Consider the following 16,267-nt stretch of genomic DNA (forward strand, 5'->3'; position numbering starts at 1 on the left):
ATAACAGGACAACATGAAGCACAAATTTTTACCGCCACTTATCGACCTAAAACTACAATTTGCTCTTAAAGCAGCTATCTTGATTGATTTCAAAGTCAAAATGTCTATGCGTGAAGTTGCCAGCCGTTACTTTGTTTCCCCCGCCTTTTGTTGGAAAATTCTTGATCGGATTTCCCTCAAACAAAAGTTTAGGAGTCTACCAAAAGTTCTCTGTTTTGACGAATTCAAAGCCACTCAAAATGACGACAATGGGCTTGCTTTTGTCTACGCAGATGGTCTGACACATGACATCTTAGATATTTTAGAGTCTAGAAAACAAGTGGACTTAATTGCTTATTTTCTCAATTTTCCTAGAAGTGAGCGTTTAAAAGTCAAAACAATTGTCATGGATATAAATGCTTCTTACCCTGCCCTCATGACCCTTTTTCCTCAAGCACAACTGCTTATTGATGGTTTTCATGTCATCCAGCAATTATCAAGAGCTTTCAATCAACTTCGTGTTAAGGAAATGAAGCGCTTGAAGAAACTCAAAGGCGACAATGGCAAGATTTATCGTAAGCTAAAAAAATACTGGCGACAGCTGCTCAAGTGGAACGGCAAGGTCAATTACCAAAATCGTAAGCAATTTCCGCTTTTCAGGGGCGAATGGAGAACGGAAGGTGAGGTCATTGACGCCCTTTTGAGCTACTCTCAGAAGCTCCAAGAAGCCTATATGGTCTATCAGAACGCCTTGGATGCCTTTCAAAATAAGCAAGCAGACGACTTTTTTGAGGCTATTGAAACCATGCCTGAAAGCTTGCCAGAGGACTTTAAAATCAACTGTCGTTACTTGCTTAAACACAGAGCTGCCATTGGTCGTGGGATTCTTTCGCCTTATTCCAACGGCCCACTCGAAGGGAAGAATAACCTTTGTAAGCTCATTAAGCGTATTGCCTTTGGCTTTGGGCGTTTTGACCATCTCAGAAAACGGATTTTACTTCAACAAATTCTCTCAAAAACAAACTAAAAAACTGCCCGAAGACAGTTTTTCAATTGATTAATCTGTAACTCATTTTACTTTTACCACCGCAGAGTTGACAGAACCATTTAAGACATAGTAAAAAAGACGCAGAAGAACTACTGCTATATTTTGGTAACAAAAAAGAGCACATAAGCCTCATACTTAGTGCTGCTACCGTCAGGTCCTGACACGCTTCGTAAGAAACTTATTGCTCCGAAAGCTATTATAACATATTTCTGCTTCTTTTGACAAGCCACGATATTTTTTAGAGCTTCATTTACGAGGCTCTCTTTTACTTCTTCCCTTTATAAGCTTGCACTGCCTCGTTATAATCCTCTTTCATCCTTGGAAATTGCTTTTTAATAGCCTGAGCAGCAACAAAATAAAAAGCAATAACTAAAATTAAGAGTACAAGATTCGTCAAAGAGAGGAGAGCGGAAACAATATTCACTTGAGGATAGGCAATAAGGCTCATAACGTAGAAAACAGACACTACGTTATAAACATAGTAGAGAATAGGCGCCACGTGACAAATTTTAGGCGCTTGAATTTTTTTGTAATTAACGTGCGTAATAATGGCAAAGACGAAGATAATCATTCCAGCTGCATTAACCGTAAGGCCCAAAAAAACCGCGATAAATAATACAATTAGGGCAACTGGGATACTGATACTGTTGAGCCATGCACGATAGGGAGCTGTTTTTTCTTTGTAATCTTGTTTTGTTATTTTTTCTCTTTCCATCATTTCATCCTTAACTTCTAATATTTTCTCAAAAAACTCTTTTTTCTTAGAGAAATTTTTACTCCTTGCTGCTTTTTCTTCTCTTTTGAAAGAAAGTTTTCATGATATTTGCACATTCTATTTCTAAAACACCGCCTTGGACGGCTACTCTATGGTTGAGACGTGTATCTTCTAAAATTTGATACAAGCTCACTGCGGCCCCGAATTTTGGATTAGTCGCGCCAAAGTAAATTTCAGGTATACGTGCTAAACCGATTGCTCCGGAACACATAACACATGGTTCAATAGTGACAAATAAAGCACAGTCCAATAAACGCCAGTTACCAACAGCTTCGTTGGCAGCTTCAATCGCACAAATTTCCGCATGATGCGTGGCGCGCCCATCAAGTTCCCGACGATTAAAAGCTCGGGCGATTATTTCTCCTTCACGTACAATAACTGCACCGATGGGTACTTCTTCATTTGCTGCTGCTTTTTGGGCTTCAAGCAGCGCTTGTCCCATAAAATATTCTTTTTCTTCCTGAGTAAATACCATTAGACCGTCCATTTCATGTGCGGTTGTGCCAAGTCAACTGGTATCTTCCCGGCAGCTTCCTGTGCCTCATCTCGTAAAACTTGTAAATCACCAACTTGTGGCAAGTGTGTCAGGATTAATTTTTTCACATTGGCCTGTGCTGCGATTTCTCCTGCTTCTACACTGGACAAGTGATTAGGCATGTGGGAGTATTTGGTATAGTGCTCTTTGAAAAAGTAAACATCAGCAAGCAAAATATTCGCATCTTTTGAAAAATCTACAAGTTCTGCAAAATAGCCTGTATCACCTGTATAAACCAAAACTTGCCCTGTTGCTCTCTCAACGATACGCATGGCATAACAGGTGACAGGATGCACGGTTTTTAAGAACTGAATATCAAAGGGACCTACAGAAGTGCCATTTTCAACATCATATGCCATACCTTGACTGACATTTTCCAAAGATAATTTTGAAAATTCGTATTCATTTTCCTGATGCCCATAAATAGGCAAAATTTCAGGTTTTACTGTTTGCAGCTGACGGTATTGGCGCAAGGCGCCCAAGTCTGCAATGTGATCTTCATGGTAGTGACTTAAGATGATTGCATCTAAATCATTAGGTGAAAGTTCATGCTCAAGTTCCGTCACGGCACGTGATCCTGCATCCAATAAAAGATTAAACCCCTCTTCGCTTTGCAGTAAGTAAGAAGTTGTGCCGGCATCCCGTGTAGGATAGCCTCCCCATACACCAAGTGCTGTTAATTTCATATTTTCTCCTCCCTTTCAAACCTCAACATAAAGTAAACAATCATTAAAAATGTACTGGATACAAGTAAGGTCCAATTGCCAAAGATATCTGCACTATAAGTCCCCAGTATCGTTCCTAAGAAGAAAGAGACCACCAGACTTGCAAATACCCGAAAATTTTGCAAATAATGCCGTTCATGTGTCAAGCTATAATTTGTTAAGTTCACCATAGTGGCTTTTAAATTCCCAGTCATCATGATACTTCCATAAGGCAGTCCCCTTGTTTTACTAAACGTGTCATGCTGGATAGCCATAAAAAACGACAAAAAACCAACAAAAATAGACACCGGTAACTTTAAAAATGTCACATAGAGCAATGTAAAAAGGGTTACCCCAGACCACTGTAATAAAAGAAGATAGAGCGTGTCTGGCTTATACTTTTTTCTCAGATAATAGGAATAAATATTTTTAAAAATGACACCACAAGAAAAAAAGAGCACAGGAATCATAAAGTCAAGCACACGTATAAAATTACCCTTTGCCAAATAAACAGCCGCCTGAATCATGTTCCCTGTCTGCATCCCTATAAAACGTCCGCTAAAGTGGAAAAAGGAAAAAGCATCCATAAATCCCGCATTCATCGCTAAAATGGAAGCAACTCTTAATCTTTCTCTCATTTCGATGTTCATAGTATCCATTATAGCACATTCTGAAAAGCAAGGCTCACTATAGCTCAATCAAGCAGTTGAAATTTCTAACTTTAAGACACTATATGCTGTAGAACAATCATCTTTTTCAGATAAAAATATATTTTATAGTGTTGGAATAGCACGTTCCATCCTCTTTTTTTGCTCGCCAATAACTCTGCGAACTTATGGACTGTATTATCTTATCATCCACAGCTACTGAGTAGAAGCCTTCATTCAATAACAGCTTCCTCTCCTGTTGTATAGATTACTTTTACTTTTTCATTTGTTCTTCCCATTTTCAAGCCATTACCGTTATGAAAACCAAAACTTCCCACTATTATCGAATTACCTCTGATAACCGTTCCATCGGTTTCCTCTACATCAAAATCAACATTTTTAATCCCAGGAGATGATTCATAGAAATCCGTAATCGTGATTTTTTTAACATTTTTAACGTTATCTTTTATCTCAATTGCTGTTTGTTTCTCTAACTCTATTCGGTCATGTTCTTTACTTCTCATATACAGCGTTTCTCCGAGAGCTAATGCTAAGATAAGAAACAATGCGACGATTATTCCAACTGTTATTCTCTTTTTCTGTTTCGACATCCTTTATTCCTTTGTAAAAAAAGTAGCCGCTTGGACTACAGGTTATTTTGAGTGAGGTTTCCAAGCTGTGAAGCTCTTGTGCCTCACTTTCTGTGACCGTATCCACATTTGTTCAGTTACTGATTAATACTTTCTTGCACATCTTCGAACTTTTGAACATTTTGATAGAGTGGGTTATACCGTTCTAAGCAAGCTTGGAACTCCTGACTTTTTTTACTCCTCTGCGGTTGTAGTGGGCATTGTCCTTAACCTTGCAGGACATATTGTTTTTGTTCTTCTGGTGTGACATGAAGTGTGATTATTTTATTCTCTGCAAGTAAAAATGAGAATATTGACTTTTTCCACAATTTTATTTTATCAATCTCCTCTGTCATTGTCAAAAGAACTACAATGCTTTTTACCCGCAGGAATGACAAACTTCCTCTACACGGAAAAGGACGTTTACATTTATTTTGTCTCCTCACAGATGCAATATAAGAAAATGTCCATAAAAAAATAAGTCCTGCTTCAAACAGAACTTATTCTGATTTTTTAATCTGCAGCCAAAGCCTCGATTGTATTTAAACGTGCAGCACGCGCAGCAGGAGCAAAGCTTGAAAGTAAAGCAATGATAACCGCAATGATAACTGCAAAGATAATATGTCCTAAAGTGATTTGAACAATGTTTCCACCCACTAAACTATGAAGTGCTTTATTGATAATGCCTTGTCCAGCATAAGCGAGAGCAATAGCAATTCCCGCTGATGCCAATCCAAGAATAACACTTTCTGCAGTAAACATCCGTGACACATCCTTACGACGACCACCTAAGGCGCGAAGTACACCAATTTCTTTTGTACGTTCAGCAACAGACATATAAGTCGTTACAACAATCATAAAGATTGACACAATCAGGCTGATACCAGCGATTGCTGCTAAAACGGTCGAAACGATACCTGTGATGTTTGTAATTGTGTCAAGCATACTGCCAATATTAGCTGAAGCGAATACCAGTTTATTATTGTCTTTAATCGCATTGATTTTGTTGCTTACTTCCTTAACATGATCGGTTTCTGTAACTGTAACATAGGCTGTATTTGGCATCGCCTCTACGTTATTTTCTTCAAGCATTGTTTCCAAAGCTTCCACAGAAGTTATCACACCAGAAACTGGAATTTCTTGCAGGATACCCGAAATTTCCATCTCTTGTGTAATTGTCACTGGGCTATTATTTTTATCTAAAGTTTGGAAGCTGACTTTCACTGTTTTTCCAATAACTGCATTCCAGTCCTTGGCTTCATAGGCTTTTGAATCAAATTTCTTCATGTCTGATTCAGAAATAACAATCTGATTTCCTTTAGGTTTTGAACCAGCCTGTAAACTTGAAGACTGAATCATCGGTGTCCATGACATGATGGTTTGGCTTCTTGCAGTCTGACCACTATAATCTAAACTCACAACGCCTACTTTTGTGATTCCTTCACTTACTTCTTTGACATTATCCAAAGCTTTTAATTTGCTGATATTATCTTCTGAGATGCCGAGCATCGCTTGCTGCGCCATCGAAAAAGCTTCGTCATTGTTCTCTCCTTGATTGTTTATCGGATCACGTTTAACAACGGAGATAATATTAGGATTGGCCAGACTTGTCACCTGATCGTTCATATACTTTGTTGCCCCGGTACCTAGACCAAGGAAGAAGATAACGGAAAATAGACCTATCGCTGTCCCCAGCGCAATGAGAAGATTTATTTTCCAAGTGTTTGTAAAATGCTTAAAAGCAGTCTTAACCACATCTCCATACGAGAGTGCTTTGGTCTGGAAAGGCTTTATCTCATGAGGCACAGGATAAGCTGGTTTAGCCCGCTCATCCCCAGTAATCTGACCATCTGCCAGCCGAATCGTACGTGTCCCATAATCAGCAACTTCTTGCGAGTGAGTCACGACAATGACTGTTTTACCAGATTGCGCAATTTGACGGAGAAGTGCCAAAACTTCTTTGGTATTTTGCGAGTCAAGAGCTCCTGTAGGTTCATCTGCAAGAATAATTTCCGGATCACTAGCTAAAGCGCGAGCAATGGCTACACGTTGCTTTTGCCCACCCGAAAGTTGAGCTGGCTTTTTCTTACGGTGTTCATAAAGTCCAACTTGTTTGGTCAGCTCAAGTGCACGTTCTATACGTTCTTTTTCAGACAAACTTGTCATTTTTAAGCTAATCAAAATATTATCAAGAACGCTCAAGTAGTTAATCAAGTTAAAAGATTGGAAAATAAAACCGATGGTATCACGGCGGTAGGCATCCATATCTTTTTCTTTTTTCGTCTTTTGTGCCACACCATCAATAATCACATCCCCGTCATATTCTCGGTCAAGGCCACCGATGATATTCATCAGCGTTGACTTCCCCCCTCCAGACTCTCCGAGTAGACTCACAAAGTCTCCACGCTCAAACTCGAGATTAATTCCTTTAAGAACGGGGAACTCTTCTTTGCCTAGAAAATACGATTTTCTAATATTTTTTAATTCTAATACTGGCATAATTTCTTCTTTCTAAAATAAAGATATATCCATTATACCTTAAATATATCAAATGAATTTAGGACCTAAGACTGATTTCAATTCTCTTAAAAATCGTCCCAATTTTCTGCTCTTTTATTTCGTGGCTGATAAGGGAAGTTCCATGGCTTGTGTGCCTCTCTCATCTGATGGCACATTTCTTTTCTCATTTTTTCTTCCATTTCTCTTCCCATATGATGTATCATACGCGGATCAAAACTTCCAGGTCGTATATTTGCAAGGTGAAAATCAAACTCTTCTTCTCCCTTGATGCTTTCTTCTAACTTTTCCAAGATGTGGATCAATGACAGTTGCTCTTCTTTGGTCAAATGACCAAAAATCCCTTCCGACAAGTCATCTTGACTTTCCTTATAGTCAACCTGAGCTTGTTTACCTTCTTTTGTCAAGAATACACGACTCACACGCTTGTCATTTTCATCTGTCACACGTTTGACCAGACCACGTTGTTCTAAACTTTTTACTTGAGCTGTGACACTTGAAGGACGAATATCAAGGAGTTCTGCAATTTCTGCATTGGTCAATCCATCTGTTTTCCAAAGCTCAACAAGTAAGCCTTGAGCACCCATACGGGGCTTCCTTTCTCCAAGCTGGTTTGACATTCTCTCCCTGTGCAAAGCCATGATAAGTTGTGGGTTATGTAGTAATTTTGAAAATAGACTGAGTAATTTATTCGTTTCTACTGACATATTTTTCTCCTCTTTTTATTTAGTTTCTTTTATAAGAAAGCTAACGAAATATATTTTAAAGCATTTATTTCGCTTTGTCAACAAAAAAAACTAAAGACTCCTTAAAAGTCATTAGTTCCTAAATCCATCTGATAAAGTTTTCGGAAGTCTTCATCGTTTTGCAGCAGGTGTTGAGGCTGGTCATCCAGTTTGATTTTCCCATTTTCCAAAAAAATGACACGATCCATATGTTGCACGCCAAGCAGATGATGAGTGATAAAGATTATGGTCTTGTCTTTCAGTCGTTCAAAGAAAAGACGCAACAGTTGATTTTCAGTAATGGGATCAAGAGAAACTGTTGGCTCATCAAGAATAACCATATCTACATCTGAAAGTAAAATACGTGCTAACGCCAAACGCTGCCGTTCCCCTCCTGAAAAACGCTGTCCCGCTTCGTCCACAAGCTCATCAAGCTGTTCAGGAAGAGAGGCAACCATTTTTTTCAAGCCAACGAGTTCCAAAGCCTTCCAAATTTCTTCATCACTCGCATCCAAACGCGCTAAACTAAGATTTGAACGGATACTGGCATTGAAAATATAAGGGCTTTGGTTAATCACACCGATTTTTTCTTCTACATTATTTGCATGAGCCGGTTCTACACCTGACAAATCAACACGCCCTTTTTGAGCAATCAAATCCCCTCGAATAAGGCCAGCAAGTGTTGATTTCCCAACACCTGAACGTCCTAAAACCGCCACATGCTCTCCTTTTTTAATGTGAAAATTTAAGCCTTCAAAAATCTTCTTCTCCCCGAACGAAAAACTCAAATCTGAAATTTGTAAATTTGTATCTAAAATTCTTTCTTGACGGACATCTTCTTTGACATTGGGTAAATCATTGAGGCGTTGAACAGAATCACCATAACGCTGTGTCTCCACCACTGCATCCGACAAGGGCGCAAAAGCATCAAATAAAGGAAAGGCTGCTAAAGAAACAGCTGCAATATAATTCGGAGCATCTCCTGTTCGCAAGCTTGTGCCGGACCAGACAATCAGATAGACAACAAGAAGGGCAAAGATAAGCTGTAAGACAAGATTACGTTTGCGAACATAACTCAATAACTTCTCTTGAATCTGACGCGTTGCTTTTTCTGAGCTTTGATAATCAAGCAAGAAATCTTCTTTTCTTCCTGATAAAACCCAGTCTTGTAAGCCTAAAACATCATCTGTCAAATCTGAAAAGAGTTGGTTTCGATAATTTTTCAAGTCCCGATCATATTTGGCAGAAACTTTAAGCGAGATATAAGGTAAAACAATAACCATGAGTCCCAAGAAAAAGGCAACTGTCAAAGCCAATGCTACCGAGAAAACACCAGAAGAAAGGATAAGAGCGACAGATAGGGAGCCAACAATCATCAAAGGAAAGAGCGTCCGTAAGAATAGATCTTGGATGTTGGCAATGTCTTCATTGAGCAAGCCTAAAAGCTCCCCTAACTTATAGCGCTCAGACAAGCCAATAGCTGACCTTTCCAGTCTTAGGTAGAGCTTGCGGCGCAGGTTGCTGGTTATGCGCAATATCCAGTTGTGCGATGTTAAACGTTCGATATAACGTATGACAGGACGTGAAATACCAAATACACGCACCATCAGAACGGGTACATAAATGATTAAAATATTTTCTGGTCGAGTTGCCGACTTTGAAATCACGTAACCTGCTGAAAACATAAGCAGACCGGCACAAAGCATCGTTATGGTTCCAAGAACTACTGCTAAAACCATCCCAAAACGATATTTACGTAAAAAAGGGGTAATCCAGTCATTGTTGAAAAGAATCTTTTTCATTTTTTCTCCATTGTTTTTACAATTAAGTCATTTTGCCTCTCATTTCACGTAAAAGCTCTTGATAATAAGTGCTGCTAGCTAAGAGCTCCTGATGTGAACCGGCTGCTTCTAACTTGCCTCCGTTTAAGACGAGAACCACATCCATCTGAGGCAACCAATGTAGGCGGTGCGTAGCTAGAAAGACGAGCTTACCTTCAAAAAGAGGCAAGATACTTTCTTTGACTTCCAGTTCTGTTTCCACATCTAAATGCGCTGTAGGCTCATCTAGGAAAAGGATATTTCTATCCTTGGACAAGAAAGCCCGTGCCAAGGCTACCCGCTGCATCTGTCCGCCAGATAATGTCCGTCCTCCTGCACCAATATTTTCCTCTAAACCTACCTCTTCTACCAAGTCTTTTAAACCTGCCAACTCTGCTGCATGAACAATTTCTTCATCAGAAGCCTTAGGCTGGTAAAAGGCCAAGTTCTCTCGCAAGGAGCCTGCGAAAATGTAAGTATTTTGCGGAATAAACTGTAGGGACTGGCGGAAATTTTTATCATTAAGCGAGTCCAAGACATGTGTGTCGAGCTGTATCTCTCCAGAACTTGGTTTTAAAAATCCTGAAAGCAGACTTAAAAGTGTAGATTTTCCTGAACCAGATTCACCCACAATGGCAACTTTTTTGAAGCCTTGGAGGGCTATATTGATATCCCTTACACCGCGCCCCGTTTCAAAAATCTTGCTCAAGTTGTTCAGAACTAATCGCGAATCTTCACTCCATCGAATAGGTTCTGGCAGAGCTTTCGTTAAATGCTCTTCAGCATTTAGGACTTCATTGACACTGGCATATGCGTTTTTTCCATTTAAAGTCGCGTGATAATCTGAAGCAAAATCTCGGAGTGGCAAAAAGTATTCCGGTGCTAAAATTAAGGCTGCAAGTGCTGGAAATAAAAGGATGGCCCCCTCCATTAAGCGAAGACCTAAAAAAAGAGCTACTGTAGCTACAGATAGGGTAGCAAAGAAGTCTAAGGCAAATGTGGACAATATAGCCACACGTAAGGTCGCCATTGTTGCCTTACGAAAGCGCTCAGAAGTCTGATAAATTGACTGTGCATAAGTCTTAGACAATCCAAAGTACTTCAAGGTCGAAATTCCACGAAGCGAGTCCAAGAAGTGATTGGACAAAACTTGAAAACTTTTGTACTGTTTATTCGCTTGACCTTGTGCAGCATACCCTAATAAAATCATAAAGATAATGGCAAAAGGAAAAGCAATAGCCAACACAAGGGCAGTCTGTCCATCTAAAAAGGCAATAGCCACCAATAAGAGAACAGGGATAATCATCATGTTCAAAACTTTGGAAAGAACCAACTTGATGTACGTTTCCACCTCATCAATCCCTGAAATAACTGTTGACGTAAGGTTGCCCGTCCCCATTTCTCGTGATAAGGCAGGTCCTAGATTAAAAGCCTTTGCAAGAACCTGACTCCGCATATTTGCAGCCAAGCGATAGGAAACTCTGTCCAACATGTATTGCCGCAAAAAATTAACAAGTTCCCGCCCAAAAAAGCTGAAGAAAAAGCCAACAATATAAGGAAAAACCTGTCTCAATTCTTGCCCCTGCCAAAGCCCTGTTATCGCTTGAGACAAGAACAAGGCCTGTCCTAAAATACATAAGGCTTGAAGTAAGGCAAGTCCTCCAAGAGCGGGAAGAATCTTACGTACTCCTGGAAGAGTAAATAGAGTTCTATCAATCATTTCAATTACCTATTCTTATTCTTTTGATAACTTTTATTATAGCAAAATATGGGTCTTATACCTTTGAAACTGCTTATAAATTCTTTATTTTTCAGAAACAAAGCATAAACTCGTGCTTCATCAAAATAAAGAGCCATCAAAGAGTTTCATTACACTTGAAAAAGGTAGAAAAAAGCTCCTTTTAGAAAAGGAACCTTAATATCAGTTACTCGCTGATGCGCTTTTTGAAAACATGATAAGTCCAAGCCATATAAGCAAGAACAAAAGGTAAGATTGCCATTGTAATAATGGACATTGTCGTCAAAGTATAGTGTGTTGAGCTTGCATCCTTAATCAGAATACTATAGGCTGGATTTTCAGCAATCATTACACGTGGGAATAAGCCTTGGAAAAGCAAAGCAACCAGTGCAAGGAAAGTCAAACCAGACGATAAGAATGCTGCCATCTCACGTTTTTTAGCTACGGAAAGATGAGCTAAAGCAGTTAACAGAACAATAACTGCCAACAAGACAATAGTCAATACTGCATGTTTTTCAACAAAATCTGTATATAGGGCAAGCAAGATTGCGAAGACAACTTCACCTGCATAGAGGACAAAATAAAGTTTATTCGCCCACTCATTTGCACGTTGGCGCATGCTTCCATCTGTTTTCAAAGCAATGTAGTTCAACCCATGCAAGAAACTCATTAAAGCTACCGCAACGCCACCAACCAGAGAAAGTGGATTGACATAGTTTATGAAATTGGCGTAGACATCACCATGTGCATCCATTGGAACGCCTTGAATCATACTGGTAAACATCAAGCCAAACAGGAAGGGAATAGCAAAACTTGTCAAACCTAAGATAATTTCCCAAGCACGCTCCCCTTTTTCAGTCTCACTGCGGTGACGGAACTCAAAAGTCACGCCACGTAAAATCAGACAAACAAGTATTAACAAAAGAATATTGTAGTAACCGGAAAACAGGGAGGCATACCAGTAAGGAAAGCTGGCAAACATTGCACCACCAGCTGTCAAAAGCCAAACTTCGTTCATATCCCAGAAAGGACCAATCGTAGCAATGGCTTGATTGACTTCGCGCTTGTTACGCGCCAAGGTTAAAACACTCATCCCCACACCAAAGTCGAAGCCCTCGAGAAAGAAGAATCCTCCAAAGAGCACTGCAATTAAAATAAACCAAAATAATTGTAATCCGCTCATTTCAAAGCCCCCCTTCTTGTTCCGTTTTTATCTTTTTCCCACCGAGACTTTCTCTACTAAACGGGTCTAAATCTACATAAGCAGTTTCTGCCTTATGTGCACTGTTACGCATGATGCGTCGGCTGAAAAGAATCATAATCGCACCCAGAACGCAGAACAGTACAAAGTAAACAATATTTGAGAAAAGCAAACTTCCTGCTGAAACATTCGGTGAAACAGATTCTTTAATCGTAAAGAGTCCATAGACTGTCCAAGGGTAGCGTCCAAGCTCAGTAACCAACCAGCCACAAGTCATGGCTACAAATGGAAGGAACATTGACCAACCATAAAGGCGCATCATTCCTGGTTTTTCAAACATCCAAGGTTTCTTGCGACGTGTCCAGAAGAGACCGAGAGCTGAGATAAGGATAAAGTACATGCTCAAACCGGCCATGATACGGAATGTATAGAAGAGAACAGTAACTGGTGGGTAGTAATTCTGATGATCGCCATATTTGGCTTCCAGTTCCTTGTTGATTTGATTCATCCCTTCCACTGAACCTGAAGGACGGTGATATGTCAAGATTGACAGCATGTAAGGAATGCGTATACCAAAGACCGATTTGTGCTCGGCTTCGTTAAAGAAAGCGACCATATCCCAAGCTGCTGGATCCTCTGTCGTTTCATAAACACCTTCTGTCGCTGAGAATTTCATCGGCTGAGAGTTTCTAACCTCCAACATTTGTTGGTCACCGGCAACAAAATTGCCCAGTGCACCGATTAGAGCGACCCAAAGTCCTAAACGTAAAACTGGTTTAAATAAATCCACTTCTCGCTTTTTCAAGATCTGGAACGCTGAGATACCTGCGACTGCAAAACCACCTGTTAGAAAAGCCCCTGTGATAATATGTGTAAATTCCAACATCGTTTGTGGATTAGTCAATAAGGCTGAAAAACTCGTCAAAGTTGCACGCCCATCAATAACTTCATATCCCACTGGATTTTGCATGAAACTATTAGCTGCAAGAATCCAAAGTGATGAAATCCACGTTCCCACCATTACCAAGCCAAGTGTAGTTAAATGGAGTTTTTTACCTAGGCGATCCCAGCCAAACATCCAGACACCTAAAAAGGTTGATTCCATGAAGAAAGCCAGCAAGGCTTCAACGGCAAGTGGTGCACCAAAGATATCTCCAACAAAACGAGAATAGTCCGACCAGTTCATCCCAAACTGGAATTCTTGGATAATTCCTGTAACAACACCTACGGCAAAAGACAATAGCATGATTGTACCAAAGAACTTGGTACGCGTTTTCCACTTCTCATCGCCCGTCTTAACATACACTGCCTCCATAATAAAAGTCATCGCTGTTAACCCAATAGAGAGGGGAACGAAGAAAAAATGGAAGATTGTGGTCATGCCAAACTGAAAACGTGCGAGAGTTTCAATTGTAAACATAAAGCCTCCTATTGCTCGAAAAAAAGTAAAAAGCACACAATTCCCGAGACTAACAAAAATTAAATTATAACTTATTTTAACATTATGAAAGCGGATAGAAAAGAAATTTGTTTCTAAATTTAAGTTTCGGAAAGATTACAATTCTATGTCACCCTCTAGTACCCTTCAGTTCTTGGCCTTCTTTTTAACTTCAACTCAAAATACTAAACACCTGCATCTTATCCCCCACTATCACAAAAATTATGTAAATAGAAACAAAAATTCCGATAGGATTTTTATAAATGTTATTAATCAAGTTAGTGGATGCATCAAAATAGAGCAGATATTCAAATAAAATCGCCAATGCTCCCCTCATAACATTTTTCTTAATCTTCTGGGTTACAGAAGTACCATTCACCCTTGCTACTTTCGCTGGTATTCTCAGCTTCTTTACTTCTTTGCTAATGGGCTCCTTCTCTTTCATACAAACATTAATTTGGGACGATCCTGTTGATGGATTTCCCACTCTGGTTATCCTTGTTCTACTACTTGATGGTCTACAACTGCTGCCCCTTGAGATTATTGGAAAATATATCGCCAAAATTTTCCTTGAAATCAAGAAATGCCCTAACTATATCGCCAAGGAAAGCAACATAAAAAGCCTCATATGAGAGCTCTTTATGTTACTTTCTTTAAATCTTATTTTTCACTTTTACAATCCTAAACTCTTGTCCAGACTTTGCGGAAAGAACACACTTATCCAAGTAGCTTTCAAGCAAATTTGTAAACTCTACTTTCTGTAAAAAATGGATGCCTTCAAAATCAATCGTCACTTCTACTTCTGTAGGATTTACCATGTAAACAAATGCCTCCGATTCCGTATAACGCAAAATTCCCAAGATATTCTCATAATAAAATGGAGTAAATTTCCCACGATACAGTGATTTTTCTCTACGTCGCTTTGCTATCCATTCTTGATAGAGTGCGTAAGTCGGAGCATGGATATTTTTCCACGGAAAATACTTTCGATTTTTAGGATCTTTACGTCCGGTGAGTCCTGCTTCATCTCCATAATAAACACAGGGTATTCCCGGCAGGGTAAAGAGCATCCCTACAGCCAGATCATTGGCCTCATCACCCACCATGGTCAAGATACGCTCCGTATCATGTGTTCCCAAATTATTCAAATTGTTATAAAAAATATCATGTGGATAATTTTCATGGAGAACCATCATCTGGTAGGCAATATCTTGGGCACTTCGAGTAGAGGTGAGATAAGCAATAATCATTTCTCGAAAAGGATAATTCATGACGCCATGCAAACTATGACCTAAGATATAGTCTCGCCGCTTGCCATAAGAAATTTTATTCGAAGCATCTTCCCAAACTTCTCCGATGAGAACTGTATCAGGATAGCGCGCCAGATTCTTGCGGATGCCTCGGATAAAACTGTCTGGCAACTCATCAGCTACATCTAAACGCCAACCATCAACTCCCAGCTGATTCCACTTCGCGAGGACAGAGTCTGTTTCACCATAGATAAAATTTCGAAATGAAGGATTGTCTTTATCAACTTCTGGTAAGTCCTTGATGCCCCACCAAGACTTATAATCCATAGGATATTCTGTAAACTTGAACCAGTCCATATAAGGGCTGTCTATACTTTTAGCAGCTCCAACATCATTGCCATACTGACCTGATAGATTAAAGTATCGAGAGTCTTTCCCTACATGTGAGAAAACACCATCTAAAATAATATGCATATCTTCTTTGTGCAACAGGTCAACTAACTCTTGAAAATCTTCTTCTGTTCCCAACATACTATCTATCTGAAGATAATCATTGGTGTCATAGCGATGATTACTGCTGGCCGAAAAAATCGGGTTGAGATAGAGGGCAGTAACCCCAAGTTCCTTAAGATAAGGTATCTTTTCGATAATACCACGAAGGTTGCCTCCAAAAAAATCCCAGCGTATGACATTCCCCTTTTCATCTCTAATATACAGGGGAGTATCTTCTTTTGTTGCATATATAAAAGAGTTAGGTTTGGGATGATTAATTTTTCCATCAGGATTACCATTATGAAAACGGTCCGGAAAAATTTGGTAAAAGACGGCTTGACGATACCACTCCGGTGCTGCATCTTCTGCTGAAAAGACTGTCGCTTGATAAGGGCGAACGTCATTTTCATTCATATAAAGTACCCCTTCACCTCCGAGACCGCTGCAGCCATAATAAAACTTTTTTATTCCCCAATCTGTCGGCTCATTGATTTCAAAATAATAATAATAAAGCCCTTGTCCGACATCAAACTTCACCGAGGAGCTAAAAAGTCCCCGATCCAGCTTCTGCATATCAAACTCTGAGCGGGCGCCAAAATCACGCCGAATGATAAACTTAACCGTGACATTTTCTTTATCTGTTTTGAGATTAACCTTCATAATCTGCCCAACTTGGATAGCGCCAAAAGGCCGCTTAAAATCTGAGTCCCAAGAATTGTAATAATACACTCTTTCCCCTTTCCATTTGTTTCTTGAAAGTCAAGCTGCC

General features: G+C 39.6%; 14 protein-coding genes, 1 other RNA gene and 1 pseudogene. 2 read left to right on the forward strand and 14 right to left on the reverse strand.

The genetic code is table 11. The annotated features are described in order from the left end of the window. Positions 1 to 13 precede the first annotated feature (13 nt). A complete protein-coding gene (locus NFR51_RS06090) occupies positions 14 to 1,006 on the forward strand; it encodes an ISL3 family transposase (RefSeq protein ID WP_251712849.1) in 993 nt (330 codons plus the stop codon). A 128-nt stretch (positions 1,007 to 1,134) separates the two neighbouring features. Here the strand turns inward: NFR51_RS06090 and ffs are convergent. The 13 genes from ffs to NFR51_RS11065 form a co-directional block, all read right to left on the reverse strand. After that, positions 1,135 to 1,220, reverse strand: an RNA gene (gene ffs, locus NFR51_RS06095) — signal recognition particle sRNA small type. 72 nt (positions 1,221 to 1,292) lie between these two features. Further along, positions 1,293 to 1,742, reverse strand: a complete 450-nt coding sequence (locus tag NFR51_RS06100) for a hypothetical protein (RefSeq protein ID WP_251712892.1) — start codon at positions 1,740 to 1,742, stop codon at positions 1,293 to 1,295. Positions 1,743 to 1,800: 58 nt separating this feature from the next. Further along, positions 1,801 to 2,277, reverse strand: coding sequence for a tRNA adenosine(34) deaminase TadA (gene tadA, locus NFR51_RS06105; RefSeq protein ID WP_251712850.1), 477 nt, complete (start codon positions 2,275 to 2,277; stop codon positions 1,801 to 1,803). Beyond that, the gene (locus tag NFR51_RS06110) at positions 2,277 to 3,023 is read right to left on the reverse strand and encodes an MBL fold metallo-hydrolase (protein WP_251712851.1); all 747 of its coding nucleotides are present in this window, start codon (positions 3,021 to 3,023) and stop codon (positions 2,277 to 2,279) included. The genes tadA and NFR51_RS06110 overlap by 1 nt, the downstream gene beginning before the upstream one ends. Further along, the gene (locus tag NFR51_RS06115; RefSeq protein WP_251712852.1) at positions 3,020 to 3,691 is read right to left on the reverse strand and encodes a YoaK family protein; all 672 of its coding nucleotides are present in this window, start codon (positions 3,689 to 3,691) and stop codon (positions 3,020 to 3,022) included. Before NFR51_RS06115 ends, NFR51_RS06110 begins: the two co-directional genes overlap by 4 nt. Positions 3,692 to 3,921: 230 nt before the next feature. Further along, the gene (locus tag NFR51_RS06120; protein WP_251712853.1) at positions 3,922 to 4,299 is read right to left on the reverse strand and encodes a hypothetical protein; all 378 of its coding nucleotides are present in this window, start codon (positions 4,297 to 4,299) and stop codon (positions 3,922 to 3,924) included. A 531-nt stretch (positions 4,300 to 4,830) separates the two neighbouring features. Then, positions 4,831 to 6,816: an ABC transporter ATP-binding protein/permease gene (locus tag NFR51_RS06125; protein WP_251712854.1), complete on the reverse strand. Its 1,986-nt coding sequence runs from the start codon at positions 6,814 to 6,816 to the stop codon at positions 4,831 to 4,833. Positions 6,817 to 6,902: 86 nt separating this feature from the next. Next, on the reverse strand, positions 6,903 to 7,541 hold the full coding sequence (locus tag NFR51_RS06130) for a MarR family winged helix-turn-helix transcriptional regulator (protein WP_251712855.1): 639 nt from the start codon (positions 7,539 to 7,541) through the stop codon (positions 6,903 to 6,905). Positions 7,542 to 7,642: 101 nt separating this feature from the next. After that, positions 7,643 to 9,361, reverse strand: coding sequence for a thiol reductant ABC exporter subunit CydC (gene cydC / locus NFR51_RS06135; RefSeq protein ID WP_251712856.1), 1,719 nt, complete (start codon positions 9,359 to 9,361; stop codon positions 7,643 to 7,645). 22 nt (positions 9,362 to 9,383) lie between these two features. Further along, the gene (cydD, locus tag NFR51_RS06140; protein ID WP_251712857.1) at positions 9,384 to 11,099 is read right to left on the reverse strand and encodes a thiol reductant ABC exporter subunit CydD; all 1,716 of its coding nucleotides are present in this window, start codon (positions 11,097 to 11,099) and stop codon (positions 9,384 to 9,386) included. Between the two features lie 205 nt (positions 11,100 to 11,304). Then, the gene (cydB, locus tag NFR51_RS06145; RefSeq protein WP_251712858.1) at positions 11,305 to 12,300 is read right to left on the reverse strand and encodes a cytochrome d ubiquinol oxidase subunit II; all 996 of its coding nucleotides are present in this window, start codon (positions 12,298 to 12,300) and stop codon (positions 11,305 to 11,307) included. A gap of 1 nt (position 12,301) precedes the next feature. Further along, entirely contained in the window at positions 12,302 to 13,738 is a 1,437-nt protein-coding gene (locus NFR51_RS06150) for a cytochrome ubiquinol oxidase subunit I (protein WP_251712859.1), read from the reverse strand. Between the two features lie 190 nt (positions 13,739 to 13,928). Next, complete coding sequence (locus tag NFR51_RS11065; RefSeq protein ID WP_439108856.1) at positions 13,929 to 14,243, reverse strand: hypothetical protein; 315 nt, start codon at positions 14,241 to 14,243, stop codon at positions 13,929 to 13,931. Between NFR51_RS11065 and NFR51_RS06155 the strand changes: the two are divergent. Continuing rightward, positions 14,128 to 14,388, forward strand: a pseudogene (locus tag NFR51_RS06155) (glycosyltransferase); the annotation flags it as partial. The gene NFR51_RS11065 and the pseudogene NFR51_RS06155 overlap by 116 nt on opposite strands. 21 nt (positions 14,389 to 14,409) lie before the next feature. On the opposite strand, the gene NFR51_RS06160 reads toward NFR51_RS06155, so the two are convergent. Continuing rightward, a complete protein-coding gene (locus NFR51_RS06160; protein ID WP_251712860.1) occupies positions 14,410 to 16,227 on the reverse strand; it encodes a glycoside hydrolase family 13 protein in 1,818 nt (605 codons plus the stop codon). Positions 16,228 to 16,267 lie beyond the last annotated feature (40 nt).

Origin of the sequence: Lactococcus ileimucosae (genome assembly GCF_943193185.1) — a bacterium.
In the GTDB taxonomy this organism is placed as follows: domain Bacteria; phylum Bacillota; class Bacilli; order Lactobacillales; family Streptococcaceae; genus Lactococcus; species Lactococcus ileimucosae.

Excerpts from the sequence above, each read along its gene's own strand:
- NFR51_RS06110 (WP_251712851.1), bottom strand. The coding sequence starts at position 3,023 with ATGAAATTAACAGCACTTGGTGTATGGGGAGGCTATCCTACACGGGAT.
- cydB (WP_251712858.1), bottom strand. The coding sequence starts at position 12,300 with ATGAGCGGATTACAATTATTTTGGTTTATTTTAATTGCAGTGCTCTTT.
- cydD (WP_251712857.1), bottom strand. The coding sequence starts at position 11,099 with ATGATTGATAGAACTCTATTTACTCTTCCAGGAGTACGTAAGATTCTT.
- NFR51_RS06090 (WP_251712849.1), top strand. The coding sequence starts at position 14 with ATGAAGCACAAATTTTTACCGCCACTTATCGACCTAAAACTACAATTT.
- NFR51_RS06150 (WP_251712859.1), bottom strand. The coding sequence starts at position 13,738 with ATGTTTACAATTGAAACTCTCGCACGTTTTCAGTTTGGCATGACCACA.
- NFR51_RS06100 (WP_251712892.1), bottom strand. The coding sequence starts at position 1,742 with ATGGAAAGAGAAAAAATAACAAAACAAGATTACAAAGAAAAAACAGCT.
- NFR51_RS06120 (WP_251712853.1), bottom strand. The coding sequence starts at position 4,299 with ATGTCGAAACAGAAAAAGAGAATAACAGTTGGAATAATCGTCGCATTG.
- cydC (WP_251712856.1), bottom strand. The coding sequence starts at position 9,361 with ATGAAAAAGATTCTTTTCAACAATGACTGGATTACCCCTTTTTTACGT.
- NFR51_RS06130 (WP_251712855.1), bottom strand. The coding sequence starts at position 7,541 with ATGTCAGTAGAAACGAATAAATTACTCAGTCTATTTTCAAAATTACTA.
- NFR51_RS06115 (WP_251712852.1), bottom strand. The coding sequence starts at position 3,691 with ATGAACATCGAAATGAGAGAAAGATTAAGAGTTGCTTCCATTTTAGCG.
- tadA (WP_251712850.1), bottom strand. The coding sequence starts at position 2,277 with ATGGTATTTACTCAGGAAGAAAAAGAATATTTTATGGGACAAGCGCTG.
- NFR51_RS06125 (WP_251712854.1), bottom strand. The coding sequence starts at position 6,816 with ATGCCAGTATTAGAATTAAAAAATATTAGAAAATCGTATTTTCTAGGC.